The sequence below is a fragment of the Bacteroides caccae genome (assembly GCF_002222615.2).
Taxonomy (GTDB): domain Bacteria; phylum Bacteroidota; class Bacteroidia; order Bacteroidales; family Bacteroidaceae; genus Bacteroides; species Bacteroides caccae.
The window spans coordinates 4099555-4119055 of the sequence record NZ_CP022412.2 but is presented as its reverse complement, the minus strand read 5'-3'; the positions used below and the strand labels follow the sequence as shown (position 1 = coordinate 4119055).

The following is a 19501-nucleotide window of genomic DNA, read 5'->3' as shown; positions in this document are numbered from 1 at the left end:
CCTTTGGGGATACCCTCTTCTTCATTATTTATTGTCTTTAGGTGTTACTACGTAATCTTCTTTAATAAATTCGTCGTATACACGCTTCGGATGATCAAATGCTGCTGTTCCGTTTCTCTGTTCATTGAAGTTTTCCCGTCGGAATTGTTTCAGTTTCAGATTGTCTTCAGCATATTCTCTTAATTTTTTATGTTCACGTCCATAGAGTGAACTTTCGGTTACGTCAGAATCAAGCAAGCTTTCCTTAGGGGTAATGGTTGGTAAGAGTACTTGTTCCAGTAGGCCACGATAAGCCCCGTTATATTCACACCATACAATATCGTTAGCGACAAATATACGGTAGGAGTACTTTGACCATGCGGTTTTAATCTCAATGGATTTGGCATAGATTTCAATGGTTGCTTCTGAGCCATACGCTTGGTCACGGATCACAACGGTCGTCCGACCGCTAAGTTCTTCTTTTACGGAAGTTTGCCATTTTCCGGAATTCATGATTTCTTCAATAATTTCCGGCAACTTTTCTTTAATCTCAAACTGTATTCTCATGGTGCTTGCCTGCGGGCAGGACTTTTTTATAATTTCCTCCTTAAAACAATTAAGCTAGCCTAAAGTTACGTAGATTGAAGCAAAAAAGCAAGGTTTTGTTTAAATATTTGCTATTTTTGCCAAACGTTCTGCCTTTTTTGTTTGTTTTTATAATATATATGCAACAAACAGTAATAAAACGGGGTATGTAAAGAGAGTGATAAATATAAAATTGGGAAGATTAAGATGAAGAACTTGAAAATTGATGAATCTACAGGGTTGGTGTTGGAGGGCGGGGGAATGCGCGGAGTATTTACTTGCGGCGTGCTTGATTATTTTATGGATCATGATATCCGGTTTCCTTATGCGATAGGAGTTTCTGCCGGTGCGTGCAACGGGCTGTCCTATGCATCGCGCCAACGAGGACGTGCTAAATACAGTAATATTGACTTGTTGGAGAAATACAATTATATCGGTCTGAAACATCTGCTTAAAAAACGGAATATTCTCGATTTCGATCTGTTGTTCAATGAGTTTCCGGAACATATTCTTCCTTATGATTACGAAACTTATTTTGCTTCTTCGGAACGTTTCGTTATGGTAACTACCAATTGTATCACAGGGGAAGCTAACTATTTTGAAGAAAAGAAAGATAAACGCCGGGTGATAGACATTGTCCGTGCGTCTAGTAGTCTGCCTTTTGTATGTCCTATTACTTATGTAGATAATATTCCCATGCTTGATGGGGGAATTGTAGATTCTATTCCTTTGCAAAGAGCGATTGCTGATGGTTATACGAGAAATGTCGTAGTACTTACCCGCAACCGGGGATATCGGAAAGATTCAAAAGATATTCGCGTCCCTTCGTTTGTATACCGGAAATATCCTAAACTCCGTGAAGCACTCAGCCGCCGTTGTGCTGTCTACAATGAACAGTTGGAAATGGTTGAGAAAATGGAGGATGAAGGAAAGATTTTCGTTATCCGTCCGCAGAATCCTGTGATGGTAGATCGTATTGAACGGGATGTGCAGAAACTGACAGAATTTTATGAGGAAGGGTACGAATGTGCAAGAAATTTGATCGAAAAATAAACAGATTCTTACATCTCTATAGCTTTATTTTTTAGATGAAAGAAGTAAGTTACTTATACTGTTCGGCAGCCGCTACTTTGAAGCTCACTATTTCTGCTTTGCTTCCGGAATTTTTAGTTACTCTTACCAGATCATCGAAGAAAGTATTCTATTAGCTGGCATAAGCAGAAGAATAAAGCTTTGTCTCAAAAGTAGGAAAATAAATTCAGGTATGCAAAGAGAGGGATAGCTTCATTGCGATGTGACAGGCAAAAAAGAAAATGTTCAGGACTTGCATCAAAAGTGATACCCTTTGAAACAAAGTTGATAGACGGAGGTGAAGATATGACCTATTTTTGCCTCCGTCAATTTTGATTAGATACTTGTATAAAACAGAATACTTTGTTACCATGAAAACAACCTCTTGGATGAAATTATGTAAAGGTGCGGTACTTGCATTGGCGGTCTCTTACGGACTGATTTATTGCCATACGAATAAAAGCAAATTTATGTTGGAACAGAAAGGAGACAGCCTGACTCTCATTCACATCACCAATCCTACTAATTATATATTGCTTCCGATCGAAGAGGCAGCGGAAGAAAGCCGGGTTCGTCTGGACATAGGAGATGCAGCGGATACTGATATGGATATTCGGCTTGCACAGACTAAAGTAGACTATTGGGTTCCGTTTGTCCTACCTGCTGATGCTAAAACTGTAACAGTACGTGTGCAAAAGAGCCTTGGAGATGCTCTTTGCTGGAAAGAAATGAAATTATCCGATACATTCGATCCGTCCCATACAGATAAGTTTCGCCCTGTATATCACCATGCTCCCCTTTATGGTTGGATGAATAATGCGAACGGGCTGGTTTATGAAGATGAAGAATATCATTTATATTATCAGTATAATCCTTATGGTTCTAAATGGGGGAATATGCATTGGGGGCATTCGATAAGCAAAGATTTGATGCATTGGGAACATTTGGCACCTGCTATAGTTCGTGATACGTTGGGACATATATTTGCCGGCAGTTCTATTGTTGATCAGGAAAATGTGGCAGGTTACGGTACAGGTACCATATTAGCTTTTTATACTTCTGCCAGCGATAAAAACGGGCAGATTCAATGTCTCGCTTATAGCAATGATAACGGTCGCACATTTACCAAATATGATAAGAATCCGATTTTGCGTTCTTCCGATAGAAGGAAAGATTTTCGTGATCCGAAGGTATTCTGGTATGCTCCGGGAAATAAATGGATAATGATTGTTGCTGCCGATAAAGAGATGCGTTTCTATGATTCAGAAGATCTGAAAGACTGGAATTATATGAGTAGCTTTGGTGAAGGTTATGGCGTACAGCCTTGTCAGTTTGAGTGTCCGGATATGGTAGAGTTACCGGTAGACGGTGATACGGAACATAAGAAATGGGCATTGATTGTCAATGTAAATCCCGGCTGTTATTTCGGAGGCAGTGCGACCCAATATTTCATAGGTGATTTTGACGGAACAAGATTTATTTGTGATAGCAAACCGGATGTTACGAAATGGTTGGACTGGGGAAAAGACCATTATGCGACAGTTTCCTTTTCGAATATGGGAAGACGTGTGATTGTAGTGCCTTGGATGAGTAATTGGCAATATTGTAATAATGTCCCAACCAAACCGTTTCGTGGCGTCAACGCCTTGCCGCGTGAACTGGGGCTTTATACGCAAAGCGGTGATATTTATCTTTCTGCAGCTCCGGTAGCGGAAGTGAAAAATCTAAGGAAAGAGACAAAAGAAATTCCTGCTTTTACCGTTGCAAATGATTATCATATTGAATCTTTATTACCGGATAATGGAGGTGCTTACGAACTTTCATTGGACATTACGGCAGAAAAAGCTGAAATTATTGGATTCAGCCTGTTCAATGATAAAGGTGAGAAGGTGGATATTTACTTTAATCTTCCTGAAAGGAAACTGGTAATGGATCGTACAAAGAGCGGTATCGTAGATTTTGGCAAAAACAGTGTGACACATGAGATAGAGGTACACGACCGTCGGAAAACGATTTCTATCAACTACATTGATGATTTTGCATTAGCTACATGGGCACCTGTCCGAAAAGAGAATAAGTACCGACTGGATATTTTCGTAGATAAATGTTCGGTAGAGATATTTTTGAACGAAGGAAAGATAGCGATGAGCAATCTTGTTTTCCCGACAGAGCCATACAATCGTATGTGTTTTTACAGCAAGGGCGGGACATTCAAAGTCGATACTTTTAAAGTACATAGGTTAAGCCTATGACAAGGAGAAACACCTCTGAAATCCCATAAAATAAGGAGGTATGCAACAAATATTACAGCCTTTGAAACATTTTTTTTAGCCGATTGACATAAATCAACCGTAATTTGCAACAGCGATAAAGAGAATATTCGTACTTTTAAATTAATAACATTAAACTAATGCTCAGTATTATGAAGAACAAAAAAATTCTTTGTAGTGTTTGTTTCCTGTTTGCTTTCGTGTCAGTCCTTTGGGGGCAAAACATAACGGTAAAGGGAAATGTGACTTCCAAGACGGACGGGCAACCGATTATCGGTGCTTCCGTGGTGCAAAACGATTCGAAATCAACAGGGACTATTACAGACTTGGACGGTAACTTTACTATTAGTGTGCCGAAGAATGCATCATTAGCTATCTCTTATATAGGATATAAAGAAGTGATTATTGCAGCAAAACCTTCGTTGAAGATAGTAATGGAAGAAGATTCCAAGATGATTGATGAAGTGGTTGTGACAGGTTATATGGCTGAGAAGAAAGCCAGCCTGACAGGTTCGGTAGCCGTGGTGAAGATGAAAGAAGTGGCTGATATTCCCACAGGTAATGTGATGTCGGGCTTGCAGGGTCGGGTAGCCGGTATGAATGTAACAACCGATGGTAAACCCGGTGGTGGGAACACGGATACTAAGTTGCGCGGTATTACTACCATTAATAATTCTTCCCCTCTTTATGTGATAGATGGCATTCAGACACATGACAATGTTGCTTCAATTATTTCTTCCAATGATGTCGAATCCATTCAGGTGCTGAAAGATGCGGCCTCTGCAGCGATCTATGGTGCGCAGGCCGCCAACGGTGTCATTATCATTACCACAAAGCGTGCTAAGGAAGGTGATGTGAAAGTGAGTTTTGATATGTCACTCACTGCCCAGACTTTTGCCGGTGGTGTTGATATGCTCGATGCTTACCAATGGGGAGATGTTTATTGGCAAGCCTATAAAAACACTTACGGAACTCATCCGAACAGTGTAGTGTACGGAAATGGGGAAAAAGCCCAGTTGCAGGAATATTATTTCGACCAGAACGGAGTCAAAATAAAATCGGGTAACACCGATTGGGCAAAGGAGATATTCGGTACGGCTTTGATGCAGAATTACAACCTTTCTCTCTCTAAGGGATTCAAAGACGGTAATGTAGCTCTTACTATAAACTATATGAATCAGGATGGTCTTTGTCGCAACACTGACTATGAACGTTTTAATTCTCGCCTGGCTTCTAATTTCCGCTTTGTTGATGGCAAAGTACGTGTGGGTGAAAGCATTTCCGTGAACCACTGGTTGGAACATCTCAATCCGTCCGGTATAGAAGAACTTGTGATTGCCCAGCATCCTGCTATTCCTGTGTATGATGAAAACGGAGGATATGCCGGTGGTTACGTAGACATATTGGGGGATAAGCCGAATGCCGTTCGCTTGACAGATAACGAAGCTGATAACCGTCATAAAAACTGGCGTATCTTTGGCAGTGCTTATTTGGAAGTAGAGCCAATTAAAAACCTGGTATTGAAGAGTCAGTTTGGATTGAACTATACTACCGGTTTCAACTCAACCTTCGTCCCGAAGTGGAGCGAAGCCGATCGTAAGGTCGATATAAATGAGCTGACTGTGCGGCAGGATAATAGTGTGCAGTGGGTATGGTCGAATACCGCCAATTATAGCATAGAATTAGGAAAGAACAATATCAGTGCTGTGATAGGAACCGAGGCCAAGAAAGAAAACGGTGAACATTTGCAGGGGTATGGTCGCGGATTGGTGATAGAAGACCTCGACTATCGCTATCTGGACACAGTGACCGAAGGAAAAAGTGTGAGTAACAATGCTTCCACTTATGCTATGGTTTCTTACTTCGGTAAGGTGAACTATGCGTTCGATGATAAGTACCTGATATCAGGAACGGTACGCCGTGATGCTTCCTCACGTTTCGGTAAAGGTAACAATTCAGCAATCTTTCCTTCGGTATCAGCCGGCTGGAGAGTTTCACGCGAGAAATTTATGGAACGTACACAAAGTTGGCTGTCAGACCTTAAACTGCGTGCATCATGGGGTATTAATGGTAACGACCAGATTGACAATAATGCTACATACAATCTCTATTACACCAATATGTCCAATGGTTCCTACAATTTCAACGGCGACGGGGCGACGGTGGTACCCGGCGTACAGAAAGACCGTTCGGGCAACAACGATTTGAAGTGGGAGGAAACCAAACAATTGAATTTCGGTATTGATGCAGCCTTCTTTGACGCTCGTTTGGGGGTGACTCTGGACTATTTTCAAAAGAAGACCACTGATATGTTAATTCAGAAACCATATATCGGTGTGATCGGTGAAGGTGGTTATAAATGGTATAATGCTGCCAGTATGGATAATAACGGTGTAGAAGCGACTTTGACCTGGAGGGACGAAATAAAGGACTTCAAATATGACATCTCATTCAACCTCTCTTATTACAAAAATAAGATAACCGAACTTCCGGATGTCATCAAATACACTTGGGGAGGTGGTAATGGTGTGGATAAAACCATTGTAGGACAGCCTTTCGGTTCATGGATGTCATATAAAGCCGATGGCATATTCAAGACCAAGCAAGAGGTATATGAATACCTGAGCAAGTATGATGTACAGATTGGTGCTCCCGGCGTGGGACGTATTCGCTATAAGGATCTTAATGGCGACAACATCATCAATACTGCCGATATGGACTGGCAAGGCAGTGACCAGCCTAAGTTTATCGGTGGTCTGAACATAGGTGCATCCTACAAAGGGTTTGATCTTTCCGTATTCTTCAACGGTATGATTCGCGATGCATGGAATAACTCAAAGTTCTATACGGATCTTTTCCAAGGCTGGACGGGCAATCACTCTACGCGTCTGATTGATGCAATGAATGCTTGGAATGTGTATGAGCAAACCGGAGTCTATAATTGTAATATCCCTGCACTGACGGTGGTTGATAATAATGTGGAAACACGCAGTTCTACTTTCTTTATTGAAGATGGTTCTTATGTGAAGTTGAAGACTTTGACACTGGGCTACACCTTCCCCGATAAGTGGATTAAGAAAGCACGTCTTTCTAATTTGCGTGTATATCTGCAAGCGCAGAATGTCTTCACGCTGACTAATTATACTGGTGCCGACCCTGAAGGATTGGGCTATCCATATCCTCAGCCTCGTACCTACACATTCGGTCTATCACTTGGTTTTTAATCTTTTATCCTAAATACAGAACATTATGAAATTGAAATATATCCTTGCGGCAGGTGTTGTGGCACTATTGGCCGGTTGTGATGAGAGTCGTTTTCTTGATACTAAACCTCAGGGTACACTCAATGACGATTTGTTGTCGTCGGCTGAAGGTGTGGAACTCCTGGTCACTTCGGCTTACGCCGGGCTGAAAGGTCCCAATCGTGATATGCACTGGGTACCGATGACCAATTGGACGTATGGTGAAGTACGTTCGGACAATGCCTATAAAGGTGGCGGTGGTGTAAACGATGGTGACTTTTGTACACTGCTTGAAACTTTTAAGATAGATGCTACATGGGCTAATGCCGATGAAAAATGGTTTCAACTTTATTGTTGCTTGCAACGTTGCAACAGTGCATTGAGAGTCATGAATACACTTGATGAGAACACCTTGCCGGTACTTAAGAGCCGTAAAGCTGAAATGAAAGTGATTCGTGCACATTTTTTCTTCGAACTGGTCCGCCTTTTCAAACAAGTACCTTACTTTGACGAAAACGTGGATATTGATGATTATAAATACATCCCCAACAATCAGTTTACCCGCGAAGAACTTCTTGGCAAGATTGCGCAGGAGTTTCTTGACGCCGCTAACGACTTGCCTGACACTCAATCCCAAATAGGCCGTATCACCAAGAACATAGCATACGCATACGCTGCCAAAGCCAAACTTTATCAGGCTTACCAACAAGATGAGAATAATCAGGTCATTGCTGTCGACAAACAGTTGCTTGCTGAAGTAGCGGCTCTTTGTGATAAAGTAGGTGCGCAAGGGAAGGCGTATGATCTTTTGAATGACTTTCAGAAGCTCGACCAACTGGAATATGAAAATGGGGTAGAGTCTGTGTTTGCCGTACAATATTCGATGGATGATGAAACCGAAGGTGCCGGAAACATAAATTGGAGCAACCTGCTCAATGCCCCCAAAGGTCCTTACGGTGGCGACGGATTCTTCCTGCCCAGTCAGAATCTGATAAACGCGTATAAGACAGATGCCTATGGACTGCCTTTGTTTGATACCTTCAACAACAGTGATTATGGAACGTACGAAGGGAATGAGCTCACTAACGTTGAGGCAACAGTAGATCCCCGTCTGGATTTTGTTACCGGTCGTCCGGGCATTACCTGGAAAACTTACACAGTTGAGCCTTGCAAAGCAAATTGGATACGTAACAGTGGCGAATATGGCTTTAACTGCACCAAGCGCTTTTACATCTCGCCTGAAAGTGAAGATATGTTCCAGGGGTGGCCTTGGGGAGCCTCTCATCTTAACTGGCAGATAATCCGCTATGCTGATGTATTATTGTGGAAGGCTGAAGCCTTGATAGAGATTGGCGAAGCTGCCGGACTGGAAGAAGCCCGCAAGATTATTAACCGTATTCGTCTGCGTGCCAAGAATAGTCCTTATGTGAAGGACTTTAAGCATCCCGAACAAAATGCGGCCAATTACCTGATAGGCGAATATCCGGCTGAAGGTTGGAATCAGGACTTTGCCCGCAAAGCATTACGTTGGGAACGTCGCATGGAGTTTGCCATGGAAGGTGACCGTTTCTTCGATCTGGTACGTTGGGGGATTGCTGAGGAAACCATGAACAGTTACATCGTTGTGGAGCAAAACAAGCGTGTTTATTATCGCGGTGCCCGCTTCATCGGTGGCAGGGATGAATACTTACCCATTCCCAATGCACAATATAATTTCTCTGAAGGTACTTATGTACAAAACCCAGGATATGGTAAGTTTAACTAATATAAACTCCTTAAATATAGATATGATGAAAATAAAAAGATACTTGATGAGCGCCTTCTGCCTGTGTATGTTCACGGCTTGCGATAGTGATGACAATAACCTGTTGTGTTATGGTACCCATACTGACATCGAAGGTGATGTTACTGCATTCGGAGCTGTTGGCGATGGAAAGACCGACTGTTCGAAAGCTATAAATAGTGCAATAGCCTCGTTGCCCGCCGAAGGGGGAGTATTGGTGATTCCCGAAGGTGATTTTGTACTTGACGCTCCCATTGTAATCAATAAGCATAATGTGACGATCAAGGGATTGAATCCCGGTATGCGCAGCAATATTGACGTGAATGGAATAAATGACCTCTTGGGTCCTGGCGGTGGAAGTAAATTGGTGGCGCGTAATGCCGAGGCTGCCATAAAAGTGGAGACGGGCATGAAAGGCGTAAAGATTATGAACCTGATGGTGTCAGGCGGCACGGAAGCCAAGAACATCGGCATACACTTTGCCGGCGCGACCGATAATGGAATGCTTTCTAATATTATCGGTATAAATTTGCATACCGGTGTTAAGATAGAACAGGCAAAAAATATGCAGATAGTCAATTGCTGGGTATGCGAACTCCCTAATAGTATCGAGTTGATTGGCGGTGAAAATATTGTTGTGAAGAACTGCCAATTGGGTGCTCAACCTACGGGGATTACTTGCAAGGTGCAGGAAGTGAACAAACTTTCGTTCATCAATAATCAGGTTTATCCCGACGGACGTGAAAATCTGGTACTTGACGCTTGTAATAATTGTGTGATTGAGGGCAACAACTTCAAGAGCTACTATAATGGTATTCTGGTGTTGAACGGTAATGACAATACGGTGAATAAGAACATCTTCTGGCTTACGGGAGCTGTTCAGAACCAGCTGCTCGACCACGGCGACGACTTTGGCATCATCAACGTAAAGGGCAACAATAATATGGTTACATCCAATAGCTTGTCGTGCGAATGGGCTTATGCCGGCGCTGTGACTGTAAATGCCGTACAGGGAACCGGTAACGTGTTCAAGAATTGCTTTGTTGACAACTTGGAGAGCTATCGGGTATTTCTGGTGAACGCACAAACCGAAGTCTCCAATTGTGTATCATCCGATAAGGTGAGCATAGTAGAATAACCTCCCTATCATATACCATTATTAATATAATAACACCATGAAGATAAATAAATTCTTAATAAGCGGACTGCTCTTTATATTGGGCACATCTTGCAGCAATGACGATAACTATACGCTTTGTGATGAATGTAACGGTCAGAAGATAATAGATATAACCCAGTTCGGGCTTCCGACTGATGGCTCTACCGATTGTGCCGACCTCATCAATGCCATAATAGCCGACCTTCCGCCCGAGGGAGGTACAATACTTATTCCCGAAGGAACGTTCCGTTTGGATAGTCCCATTCAGCTCACCCGCAATTTCGTGACGCTGAAAGGCGTGAATGACGACGTCGCTGCTACTGCTGCCGATGCCCGGGAAAGTCGCCTGATACTGGGAAATGCCGAATATGCATTACACGTTGCCCCTGTTGCCGATATAGACGGACGTAAGAACCGTATCAGCGGTGTGGAGGTAAACGGACTTACACTTGTGGGAAAGGCCGATCATCAGGGAACCGGAATCTTTGTCGAGCACGATAACGATCGCCTGCACTTCTTCAACATCAGAATGGAGAATATGTACCAGGGTATTAAACTCCAGGGATGTGATGCCATTACATTGGCTCGGATAGATGCAACCGACGCAGTGAATGGTATTGAAATGAACGGCGGCATACAGAATATGGTGACCAACTCCCTCTTCGGATCAGCGCAGGGCGGTGTGGCGGCGCGTATCTCCGGTGAAAGTAATCTGATATTTTCTCACAACAAACTGACGGCGGAAGATGACCGTTGTGCCAGCTTTACAGGTTGCAGCCGGGTGAATATCTCGGATAATGAATTTACAGGAAACAAAATGACCTTCTTTGATATAAGCGGGCAAAACAATCTGATAAGTGACAACGTGTTCACCGTAAGCAGGAGCGATAATCAACTCAATGGCAAAGAGGCGGACTATGGAGTGATTCATGTGAAAGGAGAATATAACCACTTCACGTCGAACACCATTCATGCGGATTGGAGTGACGGTATAGAAAACCCCGTGACTGTGAATGCTGCGGAAGGGGAAAATAACCGTTTCGCAAGTTTCACGATAGAAAATACGAACAGCAATCAAGTCTTTTATGTCAGCGAATCGTCCGAAGTGATAGATTGCGGAGTGACAGAAGAAAATATAAAGGTGAAACCGTCTGAAGCGCAGGACTTGACGAACGCAGCTTATGTGATAACGTATGACACTCCCGAAGAGATAGAAGATGATGATGAAAAGGCCTCCTATGCATGGTTCAAGAAACAGTTTGTAAATGGCAAAGTCATTACTGCCGCTGCATTGGCTGGCGAGGATCTTTCTGCTTATGATGTTATTTGGGTACATATAGACCGTGTGGGTATTGGAGCCGGCTGGGACAAGTTACCTTTGTCTGCCGATGCGGTTGCCGCGTTGACAACCTATTATAAGAATGGTGGAAACCTGTTCCTGAGCAATCATGCGACTCAGTTGGTTGTACCTTTGGGACGTACCGAACGGGCTCCCGGAATATTTGGAGACGGTGAAGGCGGATCAGGCGCAGACATTTGGACGATTAATGCCAATATCGGAATGGAGTATGACCATCGCTCGCATCCTGCTTTTGCCGGTATGGTTACTTCCGACCAATTCCCTCACGAAACATTCCCGTTGATCGGCCCCGGACAGCGTGAAGACCATAACTGTATGTGGGATTTGAATTCTTATGGTTTCCCCGGCCTTTACCCCAATGCAGGAAATGTGGTGAAAGCGTTTGAAGAGGAAAATAACGCTACCGTTTTGGCAACATGGGGTCATGTGACGGACTATTGTTGTGCCGGAATGGTGGAATTTGCCCCGACAACGGAATATCAAGGAACTTGCATCGCTCTCGGACTGGCCGCTTACGAATGGAACCAGAATAGTAATCTGAACGTTTATCAGGATAATATCATGCTCATGACGAAGAACATATTGCATTATCTAAGCGCTAAGAAATAGGCAGGTAACATTTTTTCTATCTTTTGAAACAAAAGTGATAGGTGTAGCTATCCGTTACGCCTATCTTTGCATTGTGACAAATGAAAGGCTATGAATACTAATAATTAATCTAATACCATATTGATATGAATGTATTATTCTCGTTTAAACAGTTACGGACCTTATTGGCAATGCTGGCTATGATGATTTTCTCATTTCCGGACGCTGTTGCCGACGCACCTTCCTTGATAATCAAGGACCTGGGCGAAGGGCATTGTCTGGTACAGATAAACACGAACCAACGATATTTGCTTCTCCCCGTTGAGGAGGTGATGCCTGATGTGCGTGTCAGCATGATCGTTAATAATAAAGAGGTGAAGGCTGCGGACGTTCGTCTGGCGGTGAACAGAGTGGACTATTTCGTTCCGCTGGACCTTTCGGGCTATACCGGCAAAAACGTACTATTGAAGTTTAAGTTGGGCTCGAACGACCCTGTACGGGGTAAACTTTCTGCTGTTTGCTGCAAGGAGATGAAGTTGGCCGACACCTTCGATACCGGCAACCGCGAAAAGTTCCGTCCCACCTATCACTTCTCACCTCTTTACGGTTGGATGAACGACCCCAATGGAATGGTATACAAGGATGGCGAATACCACCTTTTCTACCAATACAACCCTTACGGCTCCAAATGGGGAAATATGAGCTGGGGACATGCTATCAGCAAAGACCTCGTAAACTGGCAACATCTCCCCGTAGCCATTGCGCCCGATGCATTGGGAACTATCTTCAGCGGTTCGGCTGTTGTCGATACCGATAACACTGCCGGTTTCGGTGCGGGAGCTATCATCGCCATTTATACGCAAAACAGCGACCGGCAAGTACAAAGCATTGCTTACAGTACCGACAACGGACGCACTTTCACCTGCTATGAGAACAATCCCGTGCTGACATCCGATGCACGTGACTTCCGCGACCCGAAAGTCTTTTGGCATAAAGAAACCCGGCGCTGGATTATGATATTGGCAGTAGGACAGGAGATGCAGATTTTTTCTTCTCCCAATCTGAAAGACTGGACGTACGAAAGCAGTTTCGGAGAAGGCCAGGGCGCACATGGTGGCGTATGGGAATGTCCCGATTTGTTTGAACTTCCGGTAGAAGGGACGAATGAAAAGAAGTGGGTGTTGCTTTGTAATTTGAATCCCGGCGGTCCGTTCGGAGGAAGTGCCACTCAATATTTTGTAGGAACCTTCAACGGAAAAGAATTTGTAAACGAATCTCCCTCCAAAACCAAATGGATGGACTGGGGAAAAGATCATTATGCAACCGTGACTTGGAGCGATGCTCCCGACAACCGCCGTATCGCTATTGCATGGATGAGCAACTGGCAATATGCCAACGATGTTCCGACTTCCCAATACCGCAGTCCGAACTCCGTTCCCCGCGATTTGGGCCTCTTTACCGTCGGCGGTGAGACTTATCTCCAATCTGCCCCGTCTCCCGAATTGCAGAAACTGCGTGACATCTCAAAGAAACGTTCGTTCAAAGTGAACGGAACACGTACGGTAAAAGAAATGATTCCGGTCAACGAAGGCGCTTACGAAATAGAACTGTCTATCAAGAACCTGCATGCGGACGTTATCGGCTTCCGTCTTTACAATGATAAGGGCGAAGAAGTGGATATGCAATATGATATGAAAGAGAATAGATTCTCTATGGACCGTCGTAAAAGTGGTGATGTCGGCTTCAACGAGAATTTCCCGGCACTGACGTGGACAGCTGTTGAAAGCGGTAAGAATGAGCTGAAGCTTCATTTGTTTGTAGATAAATCAAGCGTGGAAGCATTTGGTGACGGTGGGCGTTTCGCAATGACCAATCAGGTCTTCCCTTCGGAACCTTACAATCACATCGATTTTTACAGCAAAGGCGGAGCCTACAAGGTAGACTCGTTTATCGTCTACCGGTTGAAGCAATAAGCTTCTGCCATTTAATCTATGCGCTCTTTTCCTGATTCCCTACGGCAGAGTATGTCTACCCCTACGGATTAGTACACTGAAGGCAACGGTATACTTCTGTCAGGCTTACGGTATTAATACCTCACCACGGCCGTGGTAACTTCTCTCCACAGCCATGAAGAGATCTCTCCACAGCCATGGAAAGAATTCGTCACGGCCGTGGCGAATCAACATTACCGTAGCTTTCATCCTATTATATCAGTATGAAACATCAACTGTATAAGCGGTAAACGGGTTTATTCCCGTAGGGGCGGACCGGTTAAGCCATAAGGACACAGAATTTATAAAATAATAGATATAACAATGGAAAACAGTAAAAACTCTTCTCTCTCCAAACTGATCCCGGTGATGCTATGTTTCTTTGCCATGGGATTCGTTGACTTGGTAGGCATTGCTTCCAATTATGTAAAGGCAGACCTCGGCCTGTCGGACTCACAAGCAAACATTTTCCCTTCACTCGTCTTTTTTTGGTTCCTGATTTTCTCCGTACCGACAGGGATGTTGATGAGCCGTATCGGTCAGAAGAAAACCGTATTGCTCAGTCTGCTCGTGACATTCGCTTCATTATTGTTGCCGGTTTTTGGTGACAGTTATATGTTGATGTTGATTTCCTTCTCTCTGTTGGGAATCGGAAATGCGTTGATGCAGACTTCTCTGAACCCGTTGCTCTCCAATATCGTGCGTGGTGACCGCTTGGCGAGCAGCCTGACTTTCGGACAATTCGTAAAGGCGATTGCTTCTTTCCTGGCACCATACATTGCCATGTGGGGAGCGACGCAAGCTATTCCGTCTTTCGATTTGGGTTGGCGGATTCTTTTCCCGGTTTATATGATAGTGGCCGTTGTCGCCATTCTTCTGCTCAACGCCACGCAGATTGAAGAAGAAAAGGAAGAAGGCAAACCGTCTACTTTCGGACAATGCCTTGCCTTGCTCGGCAAGCCGTTTATCCTGCTTTGCTTTATCGGTATCATGTGTCATGTCGGTATCGACGTGGGCACAAACACTACCGCCCCGAAGATTTTAATGGAGCGCATCGGAATGGGATTGGATGACGCAGCTTTTGCAACGAGTCTTTATTTCATTTTCCGTACGGCAGGGTGTTTCCTCGGATCTTTCATATTGCGCAAGATGTCCGCGAAGTCTTTCTTCGCTGTCAGTGTTATTATGATGTTGGCAGCCATGATTGGCTTGTTTATCTTCCACGAAAAGGCAATCATTTATGTTTGTATCGCTTTGATAGGTTTTGGCAACTCGAATGTGTTCTCCGTTATCTTCTCGCAGGCATTGCTTTATTTGCCGGGTAAGAAAAACGAAGTTTCCGGTCTGATGATTATGGGACTTTTCGGCGGAACGGTGTTCCCGCTGGCTATGGGAGTGGCTTCGGACACTTCAATGGGGCAGAACGGCGCAATTGCCGTCATGACTGTCGGTGTACTTTATTTGCTGTTTTATACGTTCCGTATCAGAAAATAATTTTATATTTGAGAATCAATTAAACTCTGTTTATCATGAATAATATAATAGTAGGAATGGGTGAAGCGCTTTGGGACGTGTTGCCCGAAGGAAAGAAAATAGGCGGTGCTCCGGCAAACTTCGCTTATCATGTTTCACAATTCGGCTTTGACAGCCGTGTGGTCAGTGCAGTGGGCAATGACGAACTGGGTGACGAGATCATGTCGGTATTCAAGGAAAAGAAACTGAATACTCAGATTGAACGGGTAGATTATCCTACGGGTACAGTACAAGTGACACTGGACGCTGAAGGGGTGCCTTGCTATGAAATTAAGGAAGGTGTCGCCTGGGATAACATTCCTTTCACGGACGAAATGAAACGTTTGGCGCTGAACACACGTGCCGTTTGTTTCGGATCACTGGCACAGCGCAACGAAGCAAGCCGTGCCACTATCAACCGTTTCTTGGATACAATGCCCGAGATAGATGGACAATTAAAGATATTCGACATCAATCTCCGTCAGGACTTCTACACCAAAGAAGTGTTGCGTGACTCTTTCCAACGTTGTAATGTCTTGAAGATAAATGATGAAGAGCTGGTGACTATCAGTCGTATGTTCGGCTATCCGGGCATTGACTTGCAGGATAAGTGCTGGATTCTGTTAGCTAAATACAACCTGAAAATGCTGATTCTGACTTGCGGCATCAATGGCAGCTATGTATTTACTCCGGGGGTTGTTTCCTTCCAGGAGACTCCGAAAGTCCCCGTGGCCGATACGGTAGGTGCAGGCGATTCCTTTACGGCTGCCTTCTGTGCTTCCATATTGAATGGAAAGCCGGTGCCCGAAGCACACAAACTGGCTGTGGAAGTCTCTGCTTACGTTTGTACGCAGAGCGGGGCGATGCCGGAACTGCCGCAGGTGTTGAAAGACAGACTATTATAATCCTATTTTACATATTGGCAGATTGAATCAGTATCTGTTATCTATGTAGAACCTCTCAAAGTTAAATGTTATGCTTTGAGAGGTTCTGTTTTGATAACGTATGCTTTGAAAAAGCAGGCTACTGACGGTAAAATGAGATTAACGGATATAACAGATATGGAGAACTTTTTCCGTCTTATTCAATCTGTTCTTTGTGTTCTTTTGAAAGAAAACCATTATCTTTATCCCGATATAGAATAGGATTTTGTATGGTAAGAGGTACGATGAAGAAAGAAAAGCACAGTGCTATGAGATATTTTCGTTGGACGGCAATACTGCTTTGCCTTATTGGGATAACGGCGTGTCGGCAGGATACTCCCCGTTTTCGTATCGGTGTGGCGCAATGTAGTGATGATTCGTGGCGACATAAGATGAATGATGAGATACTTCGTGAAGCGATGTTCTATGATGGTGTATCTGTCGAGATACGTTCTGCCGGTGATGATAACCGCAGACAGGCGGAAGATATTCATTACTTTATGGATAAGGGAGTGGATTTGCTGATCATCTCAGCTAATGAGGCTGCCCCCATGACTCCAATTGTTGAGGAGGCTTACCGGAAAGGAATTCCGGTCATCACGGTCGACCGGAAAATTCTTTCGGATAAATATACTGCTTATATTGGTGCGGATAATTATGAAATCGGTCGTGCGGTAGGCAATTATATCGCTTCCCGCCTGAAAGGGAAAGGTAATATCGTTGAACTGACTGGGTTAAGTGGCTCGACTCCCGCCATGGAACGTCATCAGGGATTTATGGCTGCTATCAGTCATTTTCCCGAGATAAAGCTGATTGATAAAGCAGATGCGGCTTGGGAGCGTGGGCCGGCAGAAGTAGAAATGGACAGTATGCTTCGACGTCACTCGAAGATTGATGCTGTGTATGCGCATAATGACCGAATAGCTCCGGGAGCTTATCAGGCCGCCAAAAAAGCCGGACGGGAAAAAGAAATGATTTTTGTAGGCATTGACGCCCTGCCTGGTAAGGGAAATGGTCTGGAACTCGTGCTCGATAGTGTATTGGACGCGACTTTCATTTATCCTACCAATGGAGATAAAGTACTGCAACTGGCAATGAACATTCTCGAAAAGAAATCTTATCCTCGCGAAACGGTGATGAATACGGCTGTTGTCGACCGTACCAATGCGCATATCATGCAACTTCAGACTACTCATATTTCAGAACTCGACCAAAAAATCGAAACACTGAACGGACGTATCAGTGGTTATCTTTCAAGGGTAGCTACCCAGCAGGTTATCATGTATGGAAGTTTGTTGATTCTGTTATTGGTGGCCGGATTGCTACTTGTCGTTTATAAATCTCTCCGTTCCAAGAACCGGTTGAATAGGGAATTATCAGAACAGAAGAAGCAACTCGAAGAACAGCGGGATAAATTGGAGGAACAGCGTGACCAACTGATTCAACTGTCGCATCAACTGGAAGAAGCGACTCATGCCAAACTGGTTTTCTTTACGAATATCTCTCATGATTTCCGTACCCCTCTGACTTTGGTTGCTGATCCTGTGGAACAATTATTGGCAGACAGAACGCTGACCGGAGACCAGCACCGGATGTTGTTGCTCATTCAGCGTAACGTAAATATTCTCTTGCGCTTGGTCAATCAGATTCTGGACTTCCGTAAATATGAGAACGGAAAAATGGAATATACTCCTGTTTCGGTAGATATCCTTTCTTCTTTTGAAGGGTGGAATGAATCTTTCCAGGCGGCAGCCCGTAAGAAGCATATCCATTTCTCTTTCGATAATATGCCGGATTCGAATTATCATACACAAGCCGATGTGGAGAAGTTGGAACGGATTTATTTTAATCTTCTGTCGAACGCTTTTAAGTTTACGCCGGAAAATGGAAAAGTTGCCGTCCGTTTGTCCACCTTGACAAAAGATGATAGCCGTTGGATTCGTTTTACTGTATCTAATACTGGTTCGATGATTTCTGCCGAACATATTCGTAATATTTTTGATCGTTTTTATAAAATAGATATGCATCATGCCGGTTCGGGAATAGGATTGGCTTTAGTAAAGGCTTTCGTCGAACTGCACGGTGGAACTATATCAGTGGAAAGTGATGAAAAGCAAGGAACTGTTTTTACTGTCGATTTACCGGTACGGACCTGCGAAGTGTCTTCTTTGGAAGATTCTTCCGCAACCTCTGCTTCCGAAGTATCTCCCTTGAATAACGCTGTGCCCGTTGAAGAAGAGGAACTGGAGAAGAACTATGATTCTTCCAAACCTTCTGTACTTATCATTGATGATAATGCGGATATTCGTCTGTATGTTCATGGATTACTTCATGCAGACTATGCTGTCATTGAAGCGGCAGATGGTTCGGAAGGTATCCGCAAAGCTATGAAATATGTCCCGGATTTGATTATCTCCGATGTAATGATGCCCGGTATTGACGGTGTTGAATGTTGCCGCCGTCTGAAAAGCGAACTGCAAACATGCCATATTCCTGTTATCTTATTAACAGCCTGTTCTTTAGATGAACAGAGGATTCAAGGGTACGACGGTGGTGCGGATTCTTATATCTCCAAACCTTTCAGTTCTCAATTACTGTTGGCACGTGTTCGTAATCTGATAGATTCGCATCGCCGTCTGAAACAGTTCTTTGGTGACGGACAGGCATTGGCGAAAGAAGATGTTTGTGATATGGACAAGGAATTTGTAGAGAAATTCAAAGCTTTGATTGATGAGAAGATGGGAGATTCCGGTTTGAACGTAGAAGATTTGGGCAAAGATATGGGGTTGAGCCGCGTACAGCTTTATCGTAAGATAAAATCCTTGACTAATTATTCTCCTAATGAATTACTCCGTATTGCCCGTCTAAAGAAAGCCGCGTCTCTGCTTGCTTCATCGGATATGACAGTGTCGGAGATTGGTTATGAAGTCGGTTTCAGTTCCCCTTCTTATTTTGCCAAATGTTATAAAGAACTGTTTGGGGAGAGCCCGACAGATTTATTAAAGAGAAAAGGATAAAACAAGATAGTTTACGTCGAA

General features: G+C 43.8%; 11 protein-coding genes. 10 read left to right on the top strand and 1 reads right to left on the bottom strand.

Features of this window, described 5'->3' with window-relative positions:
• Positions 1-24 precede the first annotated feature (24 nt).
• Positions 25-546, bottom strand: coding sequence for a hypothetical protein (locus CGC64_RS16900; protein WP_005678345.1), 522 nt, complete (start codon positions 544-546; stop codon positions 25-27).
• 225 nt (positions 547-771) lie between these two features.
• Here CGC64_RS16900 and CGC64_RS16895 point away from each other — a divergent pair, with 225 nt between their 5' ends.
• From CGC64_RS16895 to CGC64_RS16850, 10 genes are all read left to right on the top strand, one after another.
• The gene (locus CGC64_RS16895) at positions 772-1617 is read left to right on the top strand and encodes a patatin-like phospholipase family protein (protein ID WP_005678346.1); all 846 of its coding nucleotides are present in this window, start codon (positions 772-774) and stop codon (positions 1615-1617) included.
• Between the two features lie 389 nt (positions 1618-2006).
• Positions 2007-3887, top strand: a complete 1881-nt coding sequence (locus CGC64_RS16890; RefSeq protein ID WP_005678347.1) for a GH32 C-terminal domain-containing protein — start codon at positions 2007-2009, stop codon at positions 3885-3887.
• Between the two features lie 158 nt (positions 3888-4045).
• A complete protein-coding gene (locus CGC64_RS16885; RefSeq protein ID WP_005678348.1) occupies positions 4046-7129 on the top strand; it encodes a SusC/RagA family TonB-linked outer membrane protein in 3084 nt (1027 codons plus the stop codon).
• A gap of 25 nt (positions 7130-7154) precedes the next feature.
• Complete coding sequence (locus CGC64_RS16880; protein ID WP_005678349.1) at positions 7155-8912, top strand: RagB/SusD family nutrient uptake outer membrane protein; 1758 nt, start codon at positions 7155-7157, stop codon at positions 8910-8912.
• A gap of 22 nt (positions 8913-8934) precedes the next feature.
• Complete coding sequence (locus CGC64_RS16875) at positions 8935-10068, top strand: glycosyl hydrolase family 28-related protein (RefSeq protein ID WP_032855348.1); 1134 nt, start codon at positions 8935-8937, stop codon at positions 10066-10068.
• Between the two features lie 37 nt (positions 10069-10105).
• Positions 10106-12058, top strand: a complete 1953-nt coding sequence (locus CGC64_RS16870) for a DUF4960 domain-containing protein (RefSeq protein WP_005678352.1) — start codon at positions 10106-10108, stop codon at positions 12056-12058.
• 125 nt (positions 12059-12183) lie between these two features.
• Positions 12184-14010 carry a DUF4980 domain-containing protein gene (locus tag CGC64_RS16865; RefSeq protein WP_005678354.1) on the top strand — a complete coding sequence of 609 codons (1827 nt, stop codon included), beginning with the start codon at positions 12184-12186 and terminating at the stop codon, positions 14008-14010.
• Positions 14011-14352: 342 nt separating this feature from the next.
• Positions 14353-15522, top strand: coding sequence for an MFS transporter (locus CGC64_RS16860; protein ID WP_005678356.1), 1170 nt, complete (start codon positions 14353-14355; stop codon positions 15520-15522).
• 35 nt (positions 15523-15557) lie between these two features.
• Positions 15558-16445 (top strand): carbohydrate kinase family protein, encoded by an 888-nt coding sequence (locus CGC64_RS16855; RefSeq protein WP_005678357.1) that lies wholly within the window; start codon positions 15558-15560, stop codon positions 16443-16445.
• A 287-nt stretch (positions 16446-16732) separates the two neighbouring features.
• A complete protein-coding gene (locus tag CGC64_RS16850; RefSeq protein ID WP_032855350.1) occupies positions 16733-19480 on the top strand; it encodes a substrate-binding domain-containing protein in 2748 nt (915 codons plus the stop codon).
• Positions 19481-19501: the final 21 nt, after the last annotated feature.

Coding starts and splice junctions, on each gene's coding strand:
- CGC64_RS16900 (WP_005678345.1), bottom strand. CDS start 546: ATGAGAATACAGTTTGAGATTAAAGAAAAGTTGCCGGAAATTATTGAA.
- CGC64_RS16895 (WP_005678346.1), top strand. CDS start 772: ATGAAGAACTTGAAAATTGATGAATCTACAGGGTTGGTGTTGGAGGGC.
- CGC64_RS16890 (WP_005678347.1), top strand. CDS start 2,007: ATGAAAACAACCTCTTGGATGAAATTATGTAAAGGTGCGGTACTTGCA.
- CGC64_RS16885 (WP_005678348.1), top strand. CDS start 4,046: ATGCTCAGTATTATGAAGAACAAAAAAATTCTTTGTAGTGTTTGTTTC.
- CGC64_RS16880 (WP_005678349.1), top strand. CDS start 7,155: ATGAAATTGAAATATATCCTTGCGGCAGGTGTTGTGGCACTATTGGCC.
- CGC64_RS16875 (WP_032855348.1), top strand. CDS start 8,935: ATGATGAAAATAAAAAGATACTTGATGAGCGCCTTCTGCCTGTGTATG.
- CGC64_RS16870 (WP_005678352.1), top strand. CDS start 10,106: ATGAAGATAAATAAATTCTTAATAAGCGGACTGCTCTTTATATTGGGC.
- CGC64_RS16865 (WP_005678354.1), top strand. CDS start 12,184: ATGAATGTATTATTCTCGTTTAAACAGTTACGGACCTTATTGGCAATG.
- CGC64_RS16860 (WP_005678356.1), top strand. CDS start 14,353: ATGGAAAACAGTAAAAACTCTTCTCTCTCCAAACTGATCCCGGTGATG.
- CGC64_RS16855 (WP_005678357.1), top strand. CDS start 15,558: ATGAATAATATAATAGTAGGAATGGGTGAAGCGCTTTGGGACGTGTTG.
- CGC64_RS16850 (WP_032855350.1), top strand. CDS start 16,733: ATGAGATATTTTCGTTGGACGGCAATACTGCTTTGCCTTATTGGGATA.